This is a genomic window from Corynebacterium yonathiae (assembly GCF_027570195.1).
In the GTDB taxonomy this organism is placed as follows: domain Bacteria; phylum Actinomycetota; class Actinomycetes; order Mycobacteriales; family Mycobacteriaceae; genus Corynebacterium; species Corynebacterium yonathiae.
This window is the reverse complement of sequence record NZ_JAKMUZ010000004.1, coordinates 38,881-55,090: the sequence shown is the minus strand read 5'-3', so window position 1 is coordinate 55,090 and position 16,210 is coordinate 38,881. Positions and strand designations below refer to the sequence as shown.

The following is a 16,210-nucleotide window of genomic DNA, read 5'->3' as shown; positions in this document are numbered from 1 at the left end:
CCAGTCCAATGAAGGTGAGAACTTTTACCGCATATGGATTTGGGGGAATACACCAGTGTCTGAGGTCTTTCTTCGCCCCTCGGAGGCGATGTCCGCACTACGACAAGCCGTAGCCGATAACGACGAACAACGCGACGCCCACTGGGCTGAGGCGCCGAATTTTCCGGTGGCGGCGGCCGGACGTAGTTTTGGCGGCCACGGTGAGCGTATTCGCGATGTTTTGGCGCGCATCCATGAGCGTGGTGGACAGCGGTTGGATAACTTGTCCGCCACCGCCCACGCCGCTCATGAACAGGTGCGCGCCTTCGCCGATTTTGATGAGTCCCTCGGCAGCTCCTTTGCACGCGGCAGGGAGGCTGGCAGCAAGTGAGTACGCTGACAAAATCCCTGTTGGGGGACTATTCTAACGCTATTTCTCAATTTCAATTCGCCTGCCTAGGTAGCTACTCGGGCCCCAGCATGCCGATGAATCTACTAGGAGAGTTAGTCGGTGCGGTTGATGGCATTGCGCCCGAAAATTTGGTGAAAAACACCGTTGCGGCCGTGGGCGGGAACCGTCCGAAAGGCGGCGGGGCTGGCCTAGCGGACTATTTGCAGCAGGATGATTCCCAGATTGCGCAGGGCACAATGCGCGAGCATCTGTGCGGGGTGCAGGATGACTTCGACATCGACCGTCAGGATGCCGCACACCTGACCAGCTCGGCGGAGCAATGCTCGGGTGCTATTGCTGACGTCGTCGATGTCTCCGATACTGCCTTAACCGAGCTCATCTCAGCAGTTATCCCGTTGCTGAACATCTTGTCCATGGTTGCTACCAAACATCCGCTGGCTAGGTTTATTATTCCCATTCTTTCCACCATCGGTGGGCGCGTTATCGAAGAGACGAATCACAATATCGCCAGCACCTGTCGTGACCGCGATGATGCGATCGAGTTGTGCTATAGCGAGTTTGAATCGCGCTGCGAGTGCGTGTGTGAGCGCCCCATGCCGAAAGAATGCCCTGTGCCGGAGAAGCCCACGGATGATGCCTGCCCGGCACCCGTAGAGAAGTGCCCAGAGACTCCAACTCCCACGAAGCCGATGCCGGAGCCTGATTCCAAGCCGGAATCACACCACACCACCTCCGTTCCACCACAACCGACGCCTCCTTCGCCACCGCTTACTCAACCTGAGGAATGTCGCGCGCCGGAGCCAATCAGCACACCCGAGCCCGACCCCGAGCCTGCAGCCAAGACAGAAATGCACACGGAGACCTCATCAGAGCACAGGGCTGAGTGCCATTGCCATGAATGCACTGAGCAATCAAGCACCGACCGGCCAGTACAGTCGGAGCGCGAAGTAGAGACCACTAGGCCGGCGCAGGCGGAGATTATCCCGCCGCAGGAGGCACCGGAACAGCCGCAGCAGATAGAAGAGCCATGCCCGGAACCAGAATCTAATCCAGAGCCGAAGCCCAAGCCAGAAATGGATACCGAACCCGCCTCTGAATCGGACACAAGCGAAGAACCACTGTGCCCAGAGAATACCGGGGAGAGTACTGAAGAATGTGTCGATACTACCCAGACCAGCTCAGAAGACTGTGAGATTGAATCCTCCTGTAGCGGTAGCCTCGGCCTGGTCGGTGCCGGAATCGCTTTGGTTGGCGTGGGCCTCATTGTTGAGGCCGCCGCGCAGTGCTTGGAGAATATGTCCGAAGTGGATTGCCCGGTGCAAAAACCCGAGCCAGTACCTGAGCTAGAACCGGAGCCATGCCCTGAGCTTAAGCCAGAGCGCGAACCAGAGCCATGCCCTGAGCCAGAACCAACCGGAGACGATGGTGTCATGACACCTCCTCCTGAGCTTTCTCAGGTAGAGGAGCCAACGCCGCCACCGGAGAAGGCGGCGCACCTCCAAGCCGCTGGTGCAGCGGAGACGCCAGCCCCAGCACCGGCAGTCGAACAGGCTCCTGTGCCTGCGCCAGCGCCGAGCCCGGAACCGGCCCCTGCACCGCAGCCTGAGGCAGCGCCTCTGCCGGAGGCAGGACCCGCGCCAGAAGAACCATCCATTAAGGCACGAAAGGCAGGTCAGTGGTAATGAATAATGATTTTGCGGAGTTTGCGCAGGGCTTTCGGGAAAGGACGGCTAAACGCCTGCTGGAATTTGAGAAAACGCTAGCAAAAGCGCAAGACGAGCTTGAAAAATCCGCAGATAAGGCCATGCAGGAGGCGCGAAGGGAACGGGGACAGGTGGGACGTCGGCAAGCGGTAGCACAAAGGCCTAGATATGACGCTGCCCCGGCGCGCTCACGAAACGCGTCGGGGCAGGTGCAATCTGTGCTGCGGCGGGGCTAAAGCCTTAGGCGTCGCGGGTTACGCCGGCACGCTCAGCCAAGTCTTCGCCCACCAGGCTTTCTACCTTCTTCGCGCTTGCCTCTGGATCTGCAAAGGCGGCGTAGGTGGAATCGTCATTTAGGGTGGCTAACAGGAAGCCGGTGACCAAACCGCGGGCGATTTCGGTGGGGCCGGACTGGAAAGCGGCGGTGCCGATTGCCAGCTTGCGCAGGCGATCCTCAGTAAAGCCGGCGTGGCTGCCTTTGTCGATGGCGCGGAAGCAGACCGGGCCATTCCAATTATGGGCCAGCTTGGCGGGGTTGCCGGCGTTGAAAATGTCTTCCTTGCCGGCACCGATGACCAAGCCCGGGGTATTGATGCGACGGGCGGCTTGCACCGCGGAAGGTGCGGTGATGGAAGGATAAATGGCAGCGACGGCGGCGACCTTCTTATTGTCCAAAGCGCCAAGTACGGCCGTGCCACCGCCCATACCGTGGCCAATCATGCCGAGCTTGCCCGGAGAGACCGTAATATTGCCAGCGCCGAGCTTTACCCCAGCGGCAATCTGCAACGCGGATTCCATATCCGCAGCTAGGTTGCGGTGGTTGGGGAAGGGGCCGGTCTCAGAATCGGGGGCTACCACGACGATGCCCCAACTAGCTAGGTGGCGCAGGGTAGCGTGGTAATCCTTAATCTTGTGCATCCAGTCATGGCCAAAGGCCACGGCGGGCAGGCTTTGGCCCTCCGCAGGGGTATAAACCTTGCCGGTGATTCCGGCATAGTCAAGGTCGCCAACCAGAACTCGGTTGCGGCCACGCTTCGACAATGTTGCTAGATGTTTATTCAAATTCGCAGACACGCATTCCAGGATAGATGAAGATCACCCGCTAGGCGGGAAAGGGTGCGGATTTAGCTGAGAAATGTCTGCGCATTATCCAGCTCAGTCGCGGGTGTGGCGGCAAGGCTTTACTAAGCCCCTCCTAACTTGCGCCCCTGTGCGTAGGGGAGTGCAATGTGTGGGCAACTACATACTCGTTTATTTTTATTTCTGGGAAGGCAGGCTGCGGTACATGACTACCGGCGTCGTTGATGTGGAAGGACTTTCTACTCGTTATGGGATGGAGGTAAAGACCGAGGTCATAGATCGTGTGGCACATGCCTCCGATGCCTCGCACTACCTGTATACCCCCAAGGCAGTCATTGAAGCTCGCTCCGCCGAGCATGTGGCCGCCATCTTCCGTGCGGGCCGGCAGCAGAATGTTCCGGTAACCCTGCGCTCCGGCGGCACCTCCCTGGCAGGCCAAGCCTCCGGTGACGGTTACTTGGTGGATGTGCGCAAGCATTTCCGCGGCATTGAAGTTCTTGATGAAGGAAAGCGCGTGCGCGTTCAGCCCGGCGCGACCGTGCGCCAGGTCAACGCTCGCCTAGGCCTGCGCAACCGCAAGCTTGGCCCGGATCCGGCAAGCGAGTCTGCCTGCACCATCGGCGGCGTGGTGGCCAATAATTCCTCCGGCATGGCCTGTGGTACTGAGCTCAATACGTATAACACGTTGGAATCGCTGACCTTTGTACTGCCCACCGGCACCGTAATTAACACCGCCGATCCGGACGCAGACCGGCAGTTCCAAGAGCAAGAACCGGAGCTGGTGGACACGCTTATCCGCCTGCAGCGCCGCGTGCGCGATAACCAGGAATCCGTGGATATTATCCGCCGCCACTTCCAGCTGAAAAACACGATGGGCTATGGGCTCAACTCCTTCCTAGATTTCGATAGCCCGGTCAAGCTCTTTGAACACCTGCTTATCGGTTCGGAAGGAACCCTGGCCTTCATTGCGGAAGCGGTTTTCCGCACGGTGCCGATTTCCAAGCTGACCACCACCACGGTGGCTGTATTTGATGACCTCACCGCTGCCACCAAGTCACTGCCGGCCCTGCTGGATACCGGGGCGGTCACCCTGGAGCTAATGGACTCCGCCTCTATTCGCGTGGGCCAAGGCTTTGATAAGGTGCCGCAGGCCATCACTGGTTTCGATGTGGACCAGCAGGCCGCACTGCTCATTGAGTACCACGCGGACGCAGAAGAAGAATTGCGCGAGAAAGAGGGCAAGGGCTCACAGCTTTTGCGTGAGCTGCCGTTGCAATCGCCAGCCGCTTTTTCGGCCGATGCTGCTTCGCGCAATACCGCATGGAACTTCCGAAAGGGTCTATATGCCCAGGTGGCTGAGGCTCGTCCGTCCGGGACGACCGCTCTATTGGAAGATATCGTCGTGCCCGTGGGAGACCTAGCTGATACCTGTTCTTCTCTGCAGGAACTCTTTGCCCGCTATGGCTATGACGATGCCGTCATTTTCGGCCATGCCAAGGACGGCAATATTCACTTCCTGCTCACGGACCGCTTTGAAGGCGATGACGCCATCGGCCGATATAACGATTTCAACGAGGGCATGGTGGACTTGGTCCTCTCGGCCGAGGGCAATCTCAAGGCGGAACACGGCACCGGCCGCGCCATGGCACCGTATGTGCGCCGTCAGTATGGCGACGAGCTCTATGAGGTTATGCAGGAGCTCAAGCGTGCTTGCGATCCCACCAACACCATGAATCCAGGCGTCATCTTGGACGATGACCCCGATGCACATATCAAAAACATCAAGCTCAACCCCACCGTGGAAGAGGAAGTAGACCGCTGTGTGGAGTGTGGCTACTGCGAGCCGGTCTGCCCGTCGCGCGACCTCACGCTTACCCCACGCCAACGCATCGTGGTGCGCCGCGCCCGCAAGCGCGCGGAAGAAGCTGGCGATACCCAACTCGTGGCCGAGCTGGATGAGGCCTATGAATACATGGGTATTGAGACCTGCGCCGTGGATTCGATGTGCCGCACCGCCTGTCCAGTAGGCATCGATACCGGCAAGTTCATCAAGCGTCTGCGCCGCGAGGAAGCCCAGCCAGCGCAGCAAAAGCTATGGGGCGCTGCCGCCAAAAATTGGCAGGTCGTTAGCCAGGGCGCTGGGCTAGCGCTGACCGGAGCACATCTGCTGCCTACGGACCTAGTCAAGAAGGTCACCGATGTGGGGCGCAGCCTCATCGGCACCGATAACCTGCCGCAATACCAGCCGGAGTTGGGCAAGGGCGGCAAGTCCCGCGGCCGCTTGGCTGGGCGTGTAGGAGACCGCTACGCGCAGACCACCGGCATTTACCTGCCAGCTTGCGTAAACACCATGTTCGGCCCTCAGGGCAGTGGCAAGGGCGCGACCGATTCTTTTATTGCCCTCTTGGAGCGCGCCGGGGTAGCGCTGGAGGTTCCGCAGGGCATCGACAAGCTCTGCTGTGGTACACCATGGTCTTCCAAGGGCATGCAGGCCGGCCACGATGCGATGGAGCAGCGCGTGCGCGATATCGTCATGGAGGCCACTGATGGTGCGCGCCTGCCGGTTATTGTGGATGCCAGCAGCTGTACCGCCGGTTTCAAGGACATGCTGGAATCCGTGGGCATTACCGTCATTGACGCCATTAGCTTTACCGCCGATACCCTCCTGCCGCAGCTCGATGTACAGCACCCGGTCGCTTCCGTGACCGTGCACCCCACTTGCTCGTCTTTCCAGCTCGGCATGATGGAGGATTTAGAAACGGTAGCCCGCGCCGCGGCGACTGAGGTCCACATTCCTACCGACTGGAATTGCTGTGGTTATGCCGGCGATCGCGGCATGCTCCACCCGGAGCTTACAGAGGCTGCTACCCGCGCCGAGGCAGCGCAAGTCAAGGAAATCGGCGCGCAATATCACGCCTCGACCAACCGCACCTGTGAGCTTGGCCTAACCCGCGCCACCGGCGAGGATTACCACCACATTTTGGAACTTTTGGAGCAGGCGACGCGCTAGTTTTCCCAGCGCATTAGCGGGTGGGTGTCATGCCCCGCTTGCCGACGCCCCGCCCGCCTAGAGCTTTGCCCTTGGTGCTGTAAAATCAGCAACCATGTGTGGAATTGTTGGATATATTGGTCACGCTGGTGGTGACCGTGATTACTTCGCCCTCGACGTAGTTCTGGAAGGGCTGCGCCGTTTGGAATACCGCGGCTATGACTCCGCTGGCGTAGCAATGTACGCCGATGGAGATATCAGCTGGCGTAAGAAGGCCGGTAAGGTCGCTGCGCTGGATTCTGAGATTGCAGCCCGCCCGTTGCCTGACTCTGTGTTGGGCATCGGCCATACACGCTGGGCCACCCATGGTGGCCCCACCGACCTGAATGCGCACCCGCACGTGGTCGATGGCGGCAAGCTGGCCGTGGTGCACAACGGCATCATCGAGAACTTTGCCGAGCTCAAGTCCGAGCTTTTGAATAAGGGCTATAACTTCGTCTCGGAGACCGATACCGAAGTTGCCGCCACGTTGTTGGGCGATGTCTTCCACAACGAGGCCGCTGGTGACCTGACCAAGGCGATGCAGCTGACCTGCGCTCGCCTAGAGGGCGCATTTACCCTGCTGGCCATCCACGCCGAGCAGGCCGATCGCATCGTTGCCGCCCGCCGCGACTCCCCGCTAGTTATCGGCTTGGGCGAGGGCGAAAACTTCCTCGGCTCCGATGTCTCCGGCTTTATCGATTACACCAAGTCTGCCGTGGAGATGGACAACGACCAGGTAGTTACCATCACCGCCGACGAGGTGGAAATCACCGACTATGAGGGCAACCCTGCACAGGGCAAACCTTTTGAGATCAAGTGGGATGCCGCCGCCGCGGAAAAGGGCGGCTTTGATTCCTTCATGGAAAAGGAAATCCACGATCAGCCCGCTGCTGTGCGCGATACCCTGCTGGGTCGCTTCGATGAGCAAGGCCAGCTGACCCTCGACGATCTGCGCATCGATGAGACCGTGCTGAAATCCATCGACAAGATCATCGTCATCGCCTGTGGTACCGCAGCCTACGCCGGTCACGTGGCGCGCTATGCCATCGAGCACTGGTGCCGCATTCCTACCGAGGTTGAGCTCGCTCACGAATTCCGCTACCGCGATCCGATTGTGAACGAGAAGACCCTCGTTGTTGCGCTATCCCAGTCCGGCGAGACCATGGATACCTTGATGGCCGTGCGCCACGCCCGCCAGCAGGGCGCCAAGGTTATTGCTATCTGCAATACCCAGGGCTCGTCCATCCCGCGCGAATCTGATGCTGCGCTCTATACGCACGCCGGTCCGGAAATCGCCGTGGCTTCCACCAAGGCTTTCTTGGCGCAGATTACCGCTACCTACCTGCTTGGTCTCTACCTGGCCCAGTTGCGCGGCAATATGTTTGCCGATGAGATCCAGAGCGTTCTTGCGGAATTACGCCACATGCCGGACAAGGTGCAGAACGTCATTGACGAAGAAGACCAAGTAGCGAACCTGGCCAACTCCATGAAGGACGCGGAATCCGTGCTCTTCTTGGGCCGCCACGTCGGCTTCCCCGTGGCTCTCGAGGGCGCACTAAAGCTAAAGGAAATTGCCTACCTGCACGCCGAGGGCTTTGCCGCCGGCGAGCTCAAGCACGGCCCAATTGCGCTTATTGAGGAAGGCCAGCCGGTCTTCGTTATCGTGCCATCCCCACGTGGCCGCGACTCCTTGCACTCCAAGGTCGTCTCCAATATCCAAGAGATCCGCGCCCGTGGTGCCATTACCATCGTGATCGCGGAAGAAGGCGATACCGCCGTGGAGGATTACGCAAACCACGTCATCCGCATCCCTAAGGCACCAACCCTCATGCAGCCGCTGCTGGCTACCGTGCCGCTGCAGATCTTCGCCGCTCACGTAGCCAAGTCCAAGGGCTACGACGTAGACCAGCCGCGCAACTTGGCTAAGTCCGTGACCGTGGAGTAATCCACCCCAAGCGTTCCCAGTTAAGCCCCCCTTACTTGCCGCGTTTCATGCGTGGTAGGAAAGGGGGCTTTGGCATTTCTTTGCAGCTTGAAGCTGTTATGCTTTTGAGAGCAATTGTTGTCGGTGAAAGGAGTAGGCAGTGCTCATCCGTCGTGTTTTCGCCTAAAACACCAAAGGAAGAACGGATTTAAGCATGCCTATTTTATTGAACGACCTTTCTCTAGTATGGCCCGATGGCACAACCTGCTTCAGTGGCCTAAACGGTGCCTTTTCTGGCCCTTTAACTGCGCTAATTGGGGATAATGGTGCCGGGAAGACAACTCTGTTAAACCTCATCATTGGACATATCTTGCCTACTGCCGGAACGGTGGAAAAGCCGGATTCGGTAGCGTACCTGCCACAAGATCTTGCTTGGAATGAAAATGATGTAGTAGCAGACATCTTCGGTGTTACCCAAGTGCTTGCAGCGATTGCCGCAGTCGAAGCTGGCGAGTATGACCCCGAACTCTATGAGTTAATTGGGGAGCAATGGGACGTCGGTGAGCGCATTACCGCTGCCCTTTCTGCCGCTGGATTGGATATCCCGTTGGACCGCCCTATCGAAAGCCTCTCTGGAGGGGAAGCGGTCCGCGTCGCTTTGGTGGCGGTGTTCTTGTCCGAGCCAGATTTCATTATCCTCGATGAACCGGCCAATAACCTCGACGGAGCTGCAAAGAAACATCTGAAAGATATGTTGGTAAATGCCGCGGCGCCGGTGTTAGTGGTAAGCCATGACAAAGACCTGTTGGATGTAGTTTCCGAGGTAGCGGAGCTAAGGGATGGGAACCTACGCTTCTTCCAAGGCAATTATTCCGCTTACCTTGCCACAATTGATGCAGAACAGGAAGCTGCTCAAAAGGCAGTATCTACCGCCAAAGCGACTTATAAGCAGCAACTGCGCGAACAACAAGCAATGCAAACGCGGATTGCGCGTGATGCGCGCCGAGGAAGGAAGTTCGCAGAGTCGAAACGCAAACCTGGCATGACGATGAAACTTGATAAACAGCGCGCCGAAAAGACGGCATCACGCAGAGCGCGGCTGCATTCGGGCGCAGTCGAAGCAGCCCAACGCTCTATAACTCGAGCTGAGCGAAACATACGAGATGATGACTCGGTGTATATCGAGCTGCCACGAACTGAGCTGCCAGAAGGAAAGCGGGTTATTTCGGTGCCCGGGCTATCGATTGTTGGCCCAGAACGCGTGCGCTTGTCAGGACCAAATGGAAGTGGAAAAACCACGCTCTTAAACCGAATTAACTCAGGTGAAGCAGGCTACGTTATCGACAACTCAGGGTACTTACGTCAACGAATTGAGTTAGACCATTCTCTCAGCGTGTGGGACGTGGTTACCAACGCGAATCCACAAGAGGAACCGCAGTTTATCCGCGATCAGCTTGCTCAGTTGTTGTTTCAATCTGACTCGGTTCATGCGTTGACAGGGACCCTTTCGGGAGGCGAAAGGTTTAGGGCGGAATTCGCCAGAGTGCTTTTGGCGGATCCGGCACCGCAATTGCTAATGCTCGATGAGCCGACCAACAACATTGATATTTCAACTGTTGATTGGCTGGTCTCGGTATTGAAAAAATATCGGGGCGCATTGCTGGTGGTGAGCCATGATGAAGATTTCTGCTCGCGGATAAAACTCACGAGGCAAGTTTCCATAGAGGACATTGGATGAGCCGACTCCTAGGTCGAGCTATCGCGGGTGAATGCGCCCCTACCCGCCCGAATTCAGCAAAAGGGTGAGCAGTGGCACAATGGTGGACATGCTGAAAACCACCATTGATCTCTCCGCCATTGCGCACAACGTCCGCCTCATCAAGGAAAAGGTGGGGCCTGAGGTCAAGCTCATGTGCGTGGTTAAGGCCGATGCCTATGGCCATGGCGCGGCTAAGGTTGTACCGGTGATGGCGCGCGCGGGCGCGGATTGCTTTGGCGTGGCAACCTTGCGCGAAGCAGTGGATCTGCGCCGGGCGGGCGTGGATGCGCCCATTGTGGCGTGGATCTGGCAGACGGATGAAATCCTCGAAGAAGCACTTGCCAATGGAATCGAGGTAGCGGTCAACTCTCTTGAACAGGCGCATAAGTTGGTCAAGGCTAATTTTCCCGCTGAGGTTTACGTCAAGGTGGAAACCGGCATGCACCGTTCCGGCGTGGATGAAGAGGATTGGGCGGAAACCTTTCAGGTGCTGCGGGATGCCCCGCATATCAAGGTCCTAGGCCTCATGTCCCACTTTGCTTGCGCCGATGAACCGGATAATCCGCACAACGATGCCCAAGAAGAGGCATTCCGCAAGTCCCTGCGGCTCGCGCGCGAGATTGGGTTGGAGTGCCCAGTCAATCACCTCGCTAATTCACCGGCAGCGCTGACGCGTCCTTCTTCTTATTTTGAACAGGTGCGTGTAGGTGCTGCCTGCTATGGCTTGGAGCCTATTGCAGGGCGCGAGCATGGCCTGCGCCCTGCAATGACCTGGTCCGGGCAGATTTTCAACGTTAAGCCCATCCAACCTGGCGAGGGTACGTGCTACGGACTGACCTGGAAGGCGGATAAACCGGGATTTTTAGCCACCGTGGATTGTGGTTATGCCGATGGCCTGCCGCGTGGTTATCAAGGCGATCTGCACGTGGGCATTGGCGGACACCTGTACCCACAGGTAGGCCGCATCTGCATGGATCAGATTGTGGTGGACCTAGGCGAAAATCCCCATGGCGTAGACACGGGACAAGATGCCGTAATTTTTGGCAACGGGGGAGTATCGGCTACGGATCTCGCCACGGCGGCAGGAACCATCAACTATGAGGTGGTGTGTCTGCCTGATGGTCGTACCGAACGCGAATACATAGGAGAAGATGATGCGCAGTAGCTTCCCGGAATCCGGCAGCCGCGACCTATCAACGGTGGAAGAAACCTATGCTTTCGGGAAAGAGCTGGGTGCGGGCTTTGAGGCTGGCGATGTGGTGATCCTGGACGGGCCGTTGGGGGCTGGAAAAACGACGCTGACGCAGGGCGTCGCCAAGGGCATGCAGGTCAAAGGACGGGTAACCTCGCCGACTTTCGTCATTGCCCGCGTGCACCGCTCAACTGTAGGTGGTCCGGATCTCGTTCATGTTGATGCCTACCGCCTGCTCGATGAAGGCGGTGCTAATTCCGGGGATCCGCTAGGGGAGCTCGATGCCTTGGACTTGGACACGGAGCTAGAAGACGCCGTGGTTATTGCCGAATGGGGAGGGGGACTAGTAGAGCAGATTGCGGAGCGCTACCTGTTTATCAGCATCGACCGCGAGCCGGCGGAATACGCGGATGCAGACCAGGATGTTCGCCGCTTTACGTGGTCGTGGCGGGGCGGCCTATAGCACGCATGTCCGCCTAAAGTGTGGATAAGTGATGAATATCCTAGACGGAGAACTTGCCGCGGGTATAACCAGTACGTAATTCTATTGGGGTGTTGAATTTTCTCGCCTCTAGTCCTTTGCTATCTCTCTTCGTCATCATGGCGGTGGGTCTAGCGATTGGTAAGATTAAGATCTTCGGCATCTCCCTCGGTGCCGCGGCTGCGATGTTTGTGGCGCTGGGTCTTTCTACTGCCAATCCTGATATCCAGATTCCGCCTCTGGTCTATCAATTTGGTTTAGCGATTTTCGTTTATGCCATTGGTCTAAGCTTCGGCCCCTCCTTCGTCCGCGAGTTCAAGACCCGCGGCTGGAAGCTCACCGTATTTATGTTGGGCATGCTGGTTATCTTGGTCGCGGTAGGCTATGGCCTCATCCGTGCCTTTGGCCTGAGCGCGCCAGAAGCCACCGGCATGTTTGCCGGTTCGCTCTCCTCCACGCCAGGTATGGCCGCCGTGGTAGAAATGGTGGGCGATTCTACCCCGGTTGTCGGATACTCCTTGGCTTACCCGGGCGCGGTGATAGGCGCGATTCTCGTTGCCGCCATCGGCGCTAAGGTGCTCAAGGTCAACCATGAAGAAGACGCCCGCGCGGAGGGCATGATTCCCGCTGAGCTCGTGGCCAAGGGCGTGCGCTTGACCAAGAACTTCAATGACACCGCTGGTCATATCTACCGTGTAACCGGCCAGACTGTCGTTGCTACTCGTATCATTTCTGACGAAGATCGCCACCGCCTCGCCGTCCCAGAAATGCCGCTATGCGAGGGCGAAGCATACCTCCTCAATGGCTCCGAAGAGGCCGTCGATAAGGCCATTGAGATTTTGGGTGAAGAATACCCGGTGGAGCTGACCGAGGAAGCCGGTCTAAAGTACGCCCGCGTTACCGTGTCTAACCCGGACATTGCGGGTAAATCGGTCCGCGAGATCAAGGCCCTAGACCACGGGTTTATCATCGCTCGTATTCGTAAGGGCGATAAGGACCTCGTTCCGCATCCAGATACGGTGCTTAACTATTCGGATCGTGTTCGCGTAGTAACCAGCCCGAGCCGCTTGTCTTATGTACGCAAGTATCTCGGTGACTCTGAAGCTGCTTTGGGTAACGCGGACCTGCTGTCCATGGCTATCGGCCTGACGCTGGGCATGTTGCTTGGCCTCATTCCGATTCCGATGCCAGGCGGTTCCACCTTGCAGCTGGGCTTCGGTGGCGGCCCCGTGGTTGTCGGCCTGCTATTGGGCTACCTCAACCGCACCGGCCGGCTGAACTGGCAAATGCCGTTCCAAACTCGTGAGACCTTGTCCAATATGGGCCTTACGCTGTTCCTCGCCGGAGTGGGCACCTCGGCCGGCGCTTCCTTCCGCGATGCCCTAACGGATCCGTCCTCCCTGACCATTATGGGCGTGGGCCTCATTATCACCTTGACCTCCGCTATCCTGATTGGCGTCATCGGCATGCTGGTGCTGAAGCTGAAGTGGGACGAGGCCATGGGCTGTGCGGCTGGCATGACCACCAACCCAGCAGTCTTTGCCTATATTCGCGACCAAACCGGCACTGAGCTGGCCGGTCGTGGCTGGGCTACGGTGTATCCCACCACGATCATCGGCAAGATTATTGCCTCGCAGGTATTGCTCCTGCTGTTGCTATAGCGCCAATACACCGCGTTAATTACTCACCCACAGGGGCGCCCGCCTACACTGGCAGGCATAACCCTGTGGGTTTTGTGTTGCGGTTAGACAGGTAGCATCGGTTGCCAGAATTACCGCCGCCCGCCTGAAAGTTTAAATTTTTCAAGGAGCTTTTCTCACCCCATGACTAAATTCGCTCGCAACCTTACCGCCGCCATCATCGCCATCTTTATTGTTGTCATGATGGTTCTCTTGGCCTCGTCTACCTTGCGCGAGGACAATCCATTGGAGGGAAACCTCAGCTCCACGCTGTCTAAGACCCCGAAAAACCTGGAGGCGATGAGCCTTATTCCTTCCGATGTCTACGGCAAGGACTATGCCGCTATTGGCTTCATCTGCCCGGGCATGAAGGAAGATAAGGTCAAAGAGGCTCAGATCGATACCAAGGACATCACCTTTGAAGATGGCAAGGTCCCAGAGGGCAAGAGCTACGCCGTCGCCATCTCCCAGAACACTGAGCCCTTCATCGAAGAGCTGGACCCGGAAAAGGTCGAGGTATGTGAAATGATCGATACCCAAATCAAGGCCATGGAGCAGCAGGGCCAGAGCCTGGATGGCGGAGTACCGATGGTCCAGGGCGCTCAGCCTTTGGCGTTCCAGCGTCAGGATGGAACCTGGAAGCTGGTTGGCTAATGCGCGTCCTCGCGATCGACACGGCAACCACCGCCCTGGTCGCTGGGGTAGTGGATACCGCCACTGGGCAGACCACCGAGCGGGTGCTCGAAGATACCCGTGCGCACAATGAGCTGCTCATACCTACGATCACTGACGTCCTCGCAGAGGTAGGAATGGAGTATTCCGATCTCGATGCGGTAGTCACCGGCATAGGTCCAGGCCCGTTTACCGGCCTGCGCGTGGGTATGGCGACAGCCTCCGCGCTTGCCGACGCCCTCTCCATTCCCCTCCACGGCGTATGCACCCACGATGCAATTGCCCATGCTGCCTGCCACCACGCCAACCCCGCAGATGCGGGCAGCGAGGCTACCGCCTTGGTGGCTACCGATGCACGCCGTAAAGAAATCTATTGGGCCACCTACCGCGCTACCGATTCTGGTGTGCAGCGCATCTCTGGTCCTGAGGTAACTAAGCCGGCAGATGTTAAGGTGGGACTTAACGCTACGGTCGAGGTCATCATCCCCGAGCGTCTCGCCGCACAGCTACCGGAGAAGCTGACTGAGCTGCCGCACCGCGCGGCCCATCCCACCGCAGCAGCCCTAGTGGCTGTAGCTGACCTCACTGCGGAACCAGCCCCCGTTGTGCCGCTCTACCTACGCCGCCCGGATGCGGTCCCGCCGAAGCAGCAACAGCTGTCGGCCGCCATCCCCAAGGTGGAACTGTGAAGCTGCGCGAGTTGACCCCGGCCGACGCGCCTCGGTGCGCCGAGCTGGAAAAGGTCCTTTTCCCCGGAGAGACCCCATGGTCCAGCGGAGTTTTCCGCCAGGAAATGGCCCAGCCCTTCAACTTCTATTTCGGGGTAGAAGGCGCGCTCGACTCCGCGCACGAATCCACAGTGCTGCTAGGTTATGCGGGAATCGGCATGATGGGGCCAGCGGCTGATCCAGAATTTGAAATCCACACCATCGGCGTCGATCCCGCCGCACAGCGCCGCGGCATCGCTCGCATGATGATGGACAATATTTGCCATATTGCGGATCTTAAAGACGCCCCGGTCTTCCTCGAGGTACGGGTAGGCAACGAACCTGCTATCGGCCTTTATGAGGGTTATGCCTTTGCCAAGCAGGGGATTCGTAAGAATTATTACCAACCTTCCGGAGCAGATGCGCACGTGATGGTGCGCCCGCGCCAGTCCGAGCGTTAAAGATAATTAAGGAGCAGTCATGAAGATCATGGGCATCGAGTCCTCCTGCGATGAAACCGGCGTGGGCATCGTCGAGCTTAGCGAGGACGGTCACATGGAGATCCTCGCAAATGCCGTCGCCTCCTCCATGGAGCAGCACGCCCGTTTCGGCGGCGTCGTCCCGGAAATCGCCTCCCGCGCTCACCTTGAAGCCATGCCGCAGGTCATGCAGGCGGCGCTCAAAGAGGCCGACATCGCCAAGCCAGATGCCATCGCCGCCACCGTGGGGCCCGGCCTGGCCGGCGCGCTGCTGGTGGGGGCCTCGGCAGCTAAGGCCTATGCCGCAGCCTGGGGCGTGCCTTTCTACGGCGTGAACCACCTTGGCGGCCACGTTGCCGTGGCCAACCTGGAAGGCGAAGAGCTGCCGCACTCGGTGGCCCTTTTGGTCTCGGGTGGGCATACGCAGCTGCTGGAGGTAGAGGCCGTCGGCAAGCCTATGCGGGAGCTGGGCTCCACGCTGGACGACGCCGCCGGTGAGGCCTACGACAAAGTCTCGCGCCTGCTTGGCCTCGGCTACCCGGGTGGCCCGGTGATTGATAAGCTCGCCGCGCGCGGTAAAGCCACCATCGATTTTCCACTCGGTATGTCCCGCGCCGAAGACCTGCGCGGCCCACACCGCCACGATTTTTCCTTCTCTGGACTAAAGACTTCCGTGGCTCGCTATGTCGAGCGTGCCGAAAAGGCAGGGGAGACCATCAGCGTGGAAGACGTCTGCGCTAGCTTCCAGGAAGCCGTGGCCGATGTCCTGACCGCCAAGGCTGTCCGCGCCTGCGAAGATACTGGCGCCCGCGTCCTGCTGCTGGGAGGAGGTGTGGCCGCAAATTCCCGCCTGCGCGAGTTGGCCGCCGAGCGCTGTGCCGCCGCTGGGGTCGAGCTGCGCGTGCCGCGCTTTTCCCTGTGTACCGACAATGGCGTGATGATCGCGGCCATTGGTGCGCAGCTTATTCATGAAGGTGCCCAGCCCTCTGGCCTCGGAGTTGGCACCGATACCCAGCTGGATGTAGAAGATCCGCAGTTAACCTAAAGTTCTTCTTTCTCGCCCTGCAGGCGGGGTGCGGGGCCGGTACCCTAAAAGGCGTTCATGCCCTCTT

The 16,210-nt window shown here is 58.6% G+C and carries 14 protein-coding genes; 13 read left to right on the top strand and 1 reads right to left on the bottom strand.

From position 1 onward, the window contains the following. The first annotated feature begins 88 nt into the window (after positions 1-88). Genes L8V22_RS02920 through L8V22_RS02910 form a run of 3 tightly spaced genes read left to right on the top strand, consistent with a single transcriptional unit; the run spans position 89 to position 2,330 of the window. A complete protein-coding gene (locus L8V22_RS02920; protein ID WP_238800259.1) occupies positions 89-370 on the top strand; it encodes a hypothetical protein in 282 nt (93 codons plus the stop codon). Then, on the top strand, positions 367-2,073 hold the full coding sequence (locus L8V22_RS02915) for a hypothetical protein (protein WP_238800257.1): 1,707 nt from the start codon (positions 367-369) through the stop codon (positions 2,071-2,073). Before L8V22_RS02920 ends, L8V22_RS02915 begins: the two co-directional genes overlap by 4 nt. After that, positions 2,073-2,330: a hypothetical protein gene (locus L8V22_RS02910; protein ID WP_238800255.1), complete on the top strand. Its 258-nt coding sequence runs from the start codon at positions 2,073-2,075 to the stop codon at positions 2,328-2,330. Before L8V22_RS02915 ends, L8V22_RS02910 begins: the two co-directional genes overlap by 1 nt. 4 nt (positions 2,331-2,334) lie before the next feature. Here the strand turns inward: L8V22_RS02910 and L8V22_RS02905 are convergent, their stop codons facing one another. Beyond that, positions 2,335-3,168 (bottom strand): dienelactone hydrolase family protein, encoded by an 834-nt coding sequence (locus L8V22_RS02905; RefSeq protein WP_238800253.1) that lies wholly within the window; start codon positions 3,166-3,168, stop codon positions 2,335-2,337. A 211-nt stretch (positions 3,169-3,379) separates the two neighbouring features. Here L8V22_RS02905 and L8V22_RS02900 point away from each other — a divergent pair, with 211 nt between their 5' ends. The 10 genes from L8V22_RS02900 to tsaD all read left to right on the top strand — a co-directional run bounded on the left by L8V22_RS02900 (position 3,380) and on the right by tsaD (position 16,143). Next, positions 3,380-6,184: an FAD-binding and (Fe-S)-binding domain-containing protein gene (locus L8V22_RS02900; protein WP_238800245.1), complete on the top strand. Its 2,805-nt coding sequence runs from the start codon at positions 3,380-3,382 to the stop codon at positions 6,182-6,184. 94 nt (positions 6,185-6,278) lie between these two features. After that, positions 6,279-8,150 carry a glutamine--fructose-6-phosphate transaminase (isomerizing) gene (gene glmS, locus L8V22_RS02895; protein WP_238800240.1) on the top strand — a complete coding sequence of 624 codons (1,872 nt, stop codon included), beginning with the start codon at positions 6,279-6,281 and terminating at the stop codon, positions 8,148-8,150. A 193-nt stretch (positions 8,151-8,343) separates the two neighbouring features. Next, positions 8,344-9,867: an ATP-binding cassette domain-containing protein gene (locus L8V22_RS02890; protein ID WP_238800234.1), complete on the top strand. Its 1,524-nt coding sequence runs from the start codon at positions 8,344-8,346 to the stop codon at positions 9,865-9,867. A gap of 82 nt (positions 9,868-9,949) precedes the next feature. Then, positions 9,950-11,053 carry an alanine racemase gene (gene alr, locus L8V22_RS02885; RefSeq protein WP_238800741.1) on the top strand — a complete coding sequence of 368 codons (1,104 nt, stop codon included), beginning with the start codon at positions 9,950-9,952 and terminating at the stop codon, positions 11,051-11,053. Further along, the gene (tsaE, locus tag L8V22_RS02880) at positions 11,043-11,543 is read left to right on the top strand and encodes a tRNA (adenosine(37)-N6)-threonylcarbamoyltransferase complex ATPase subunit type 1 TsaE (protein WP_238800739.1); all 501 of its coding nucleotides are present in this window, start codon (positions 11,043-11,045) and stop codon (positions 11,541-11,543) included. The genes alr and tsaE overlap by 11 nt, the downstream gene beginning before the upstream one ends. Positions 11,544-11,632: 89 nt before the next feature. After that, the gene (locus L8V22_RS02875) at positions 11,633-13,222 is read left to right on the top strand and encodes an aspartate:alanine exchanger family transporter (RefSeq protein ID WP_238800232.1); all 1,590 of its coding nucleotides are present in this window, start codon (positions 11,633-11,635) and stop codon (positions 13,220-13,222) included. Positions 13,223-13,384: 162 nt separating this feature from the next. Next, positions 13,385-13,894, top strand: a complete 510-nt coding sequence (locus tag L8V22_RS02870) for a hypothetical protein (RefSeq protein WP_238800230.1) — start codon at positions 13,385-13,387, stop codon at positions 13,892-13,894. Continuing rightward, positions 13,894-14,601: a tRNA (adenosine(37)-N6)-threonylcarbamoyltransferase complex dimerization subunit type 1 TsaB gene (gene tsaB, locus L8V22_RS02865; RefSeq protein WP_238800228.1), complete on the top strand. Its 708-nt coding sequence runs from the start codon at positions 13,894-13,896 to the stop codon at positions 14,599-14,601. Before L8V22_RS02870 ends, tsaB begins: the two co-directional genes overlap by 1 nt. Further along, positions 14,598-15,080 (top strand): GNAT family N-acetyltransferase, encoded by a 483-nt coding sequence (locus L8V22_RS02860; protein WP_238800211.1) that lies wholly within the window; start codon positions 14,598-14,600, stop codon positions 15,078-15,080. The genes tsaB and L8V22_RS02860 overlap by 4 nt, the downstream gene beginning before the upstream one ends. 19 nt (positions 15,081-15,099) lie before the next feature. Then, entirely contained in the window at positions 15,100-16,143 is a 1,044-nt protein-coding gene (gene tsaD, locus L8V22_RS02855; protein WP_238800202.1) for a tRNA (adenosine(37)-N6)-threonylcarbamoyltransferase complex transferase subunit TsaD, read from the top strand. Positions 16,144-16,210 lie beyond the last annotated feature (67 nt).

What these genes read in the sequence shown, in the direction of transcription:
- glmS (WP_238800240.1), top strand. Translation starts at nt 6,279, where the DNA reads ATGTGTGGAATTGTTGGATATATTGGTCACGCTGGTGGTGACCGTGAT.
- tsaD (WP_238800202.1), top strand. Translation starts at nt 15,100, where the DNA reads ATGAAGATCATGGGCATCGAGTCCTCCTGCGATGAAACCGGCGTGGGC.
- L8V22_RS02900 (WP_238800245.1), top strand. Translation starts at nt 3,380, where the DNA reads ATGACTACCGGCGTCGTTGATGTGGAAGGACTTTCTACTCGTTATGGG.
- L8V22_RS02890 (WP_238800234.1), top strand. Translation starts at nt 8,344, where the DNA reads ATGCCTATTTTATTGAACGACCTTTCTCTAGTATGGCCCGATGGCACA.
- L8V22_RS02870 (WP_238800230.1), top strand. Translation starts at nt 13,385, where the DNA reads ATGACTAAATTCGCTCGCAACCTTACCGCCGCCATCATCGCCATCTTT.
- tsaE (WP_238800739.1), top strand. Translation starts at nt 11,043, where the DNA reads ATGCGCAGTAGCTTCCCGGAATCCGGCAGCCGCGACCTATCAACGGTG.
- L8V22_RS02920 (WP_238800259.1), top strand. Translation starts at nt 89, where the DNA reads ATGTCCGCACTACGACAAGCCGTAGCCGATAACGACGAACAACGCGAC.
- tsaB (WP_238800228.1), top strand. Translation starts at nt 13,894, where the DNA reads ATGCGCGTCCTCGCGATCGACACGGCAACCACCGCCCTGGTCGCTGGG.
- L8V22_RS02910 (WP_238800255.1), top strand. Translation starts at nt 2,073, where the DNA reads ATGAATAATGATTTTGCGGAGTTTGCGCAGGGCTTTCGGGAAAGGACG.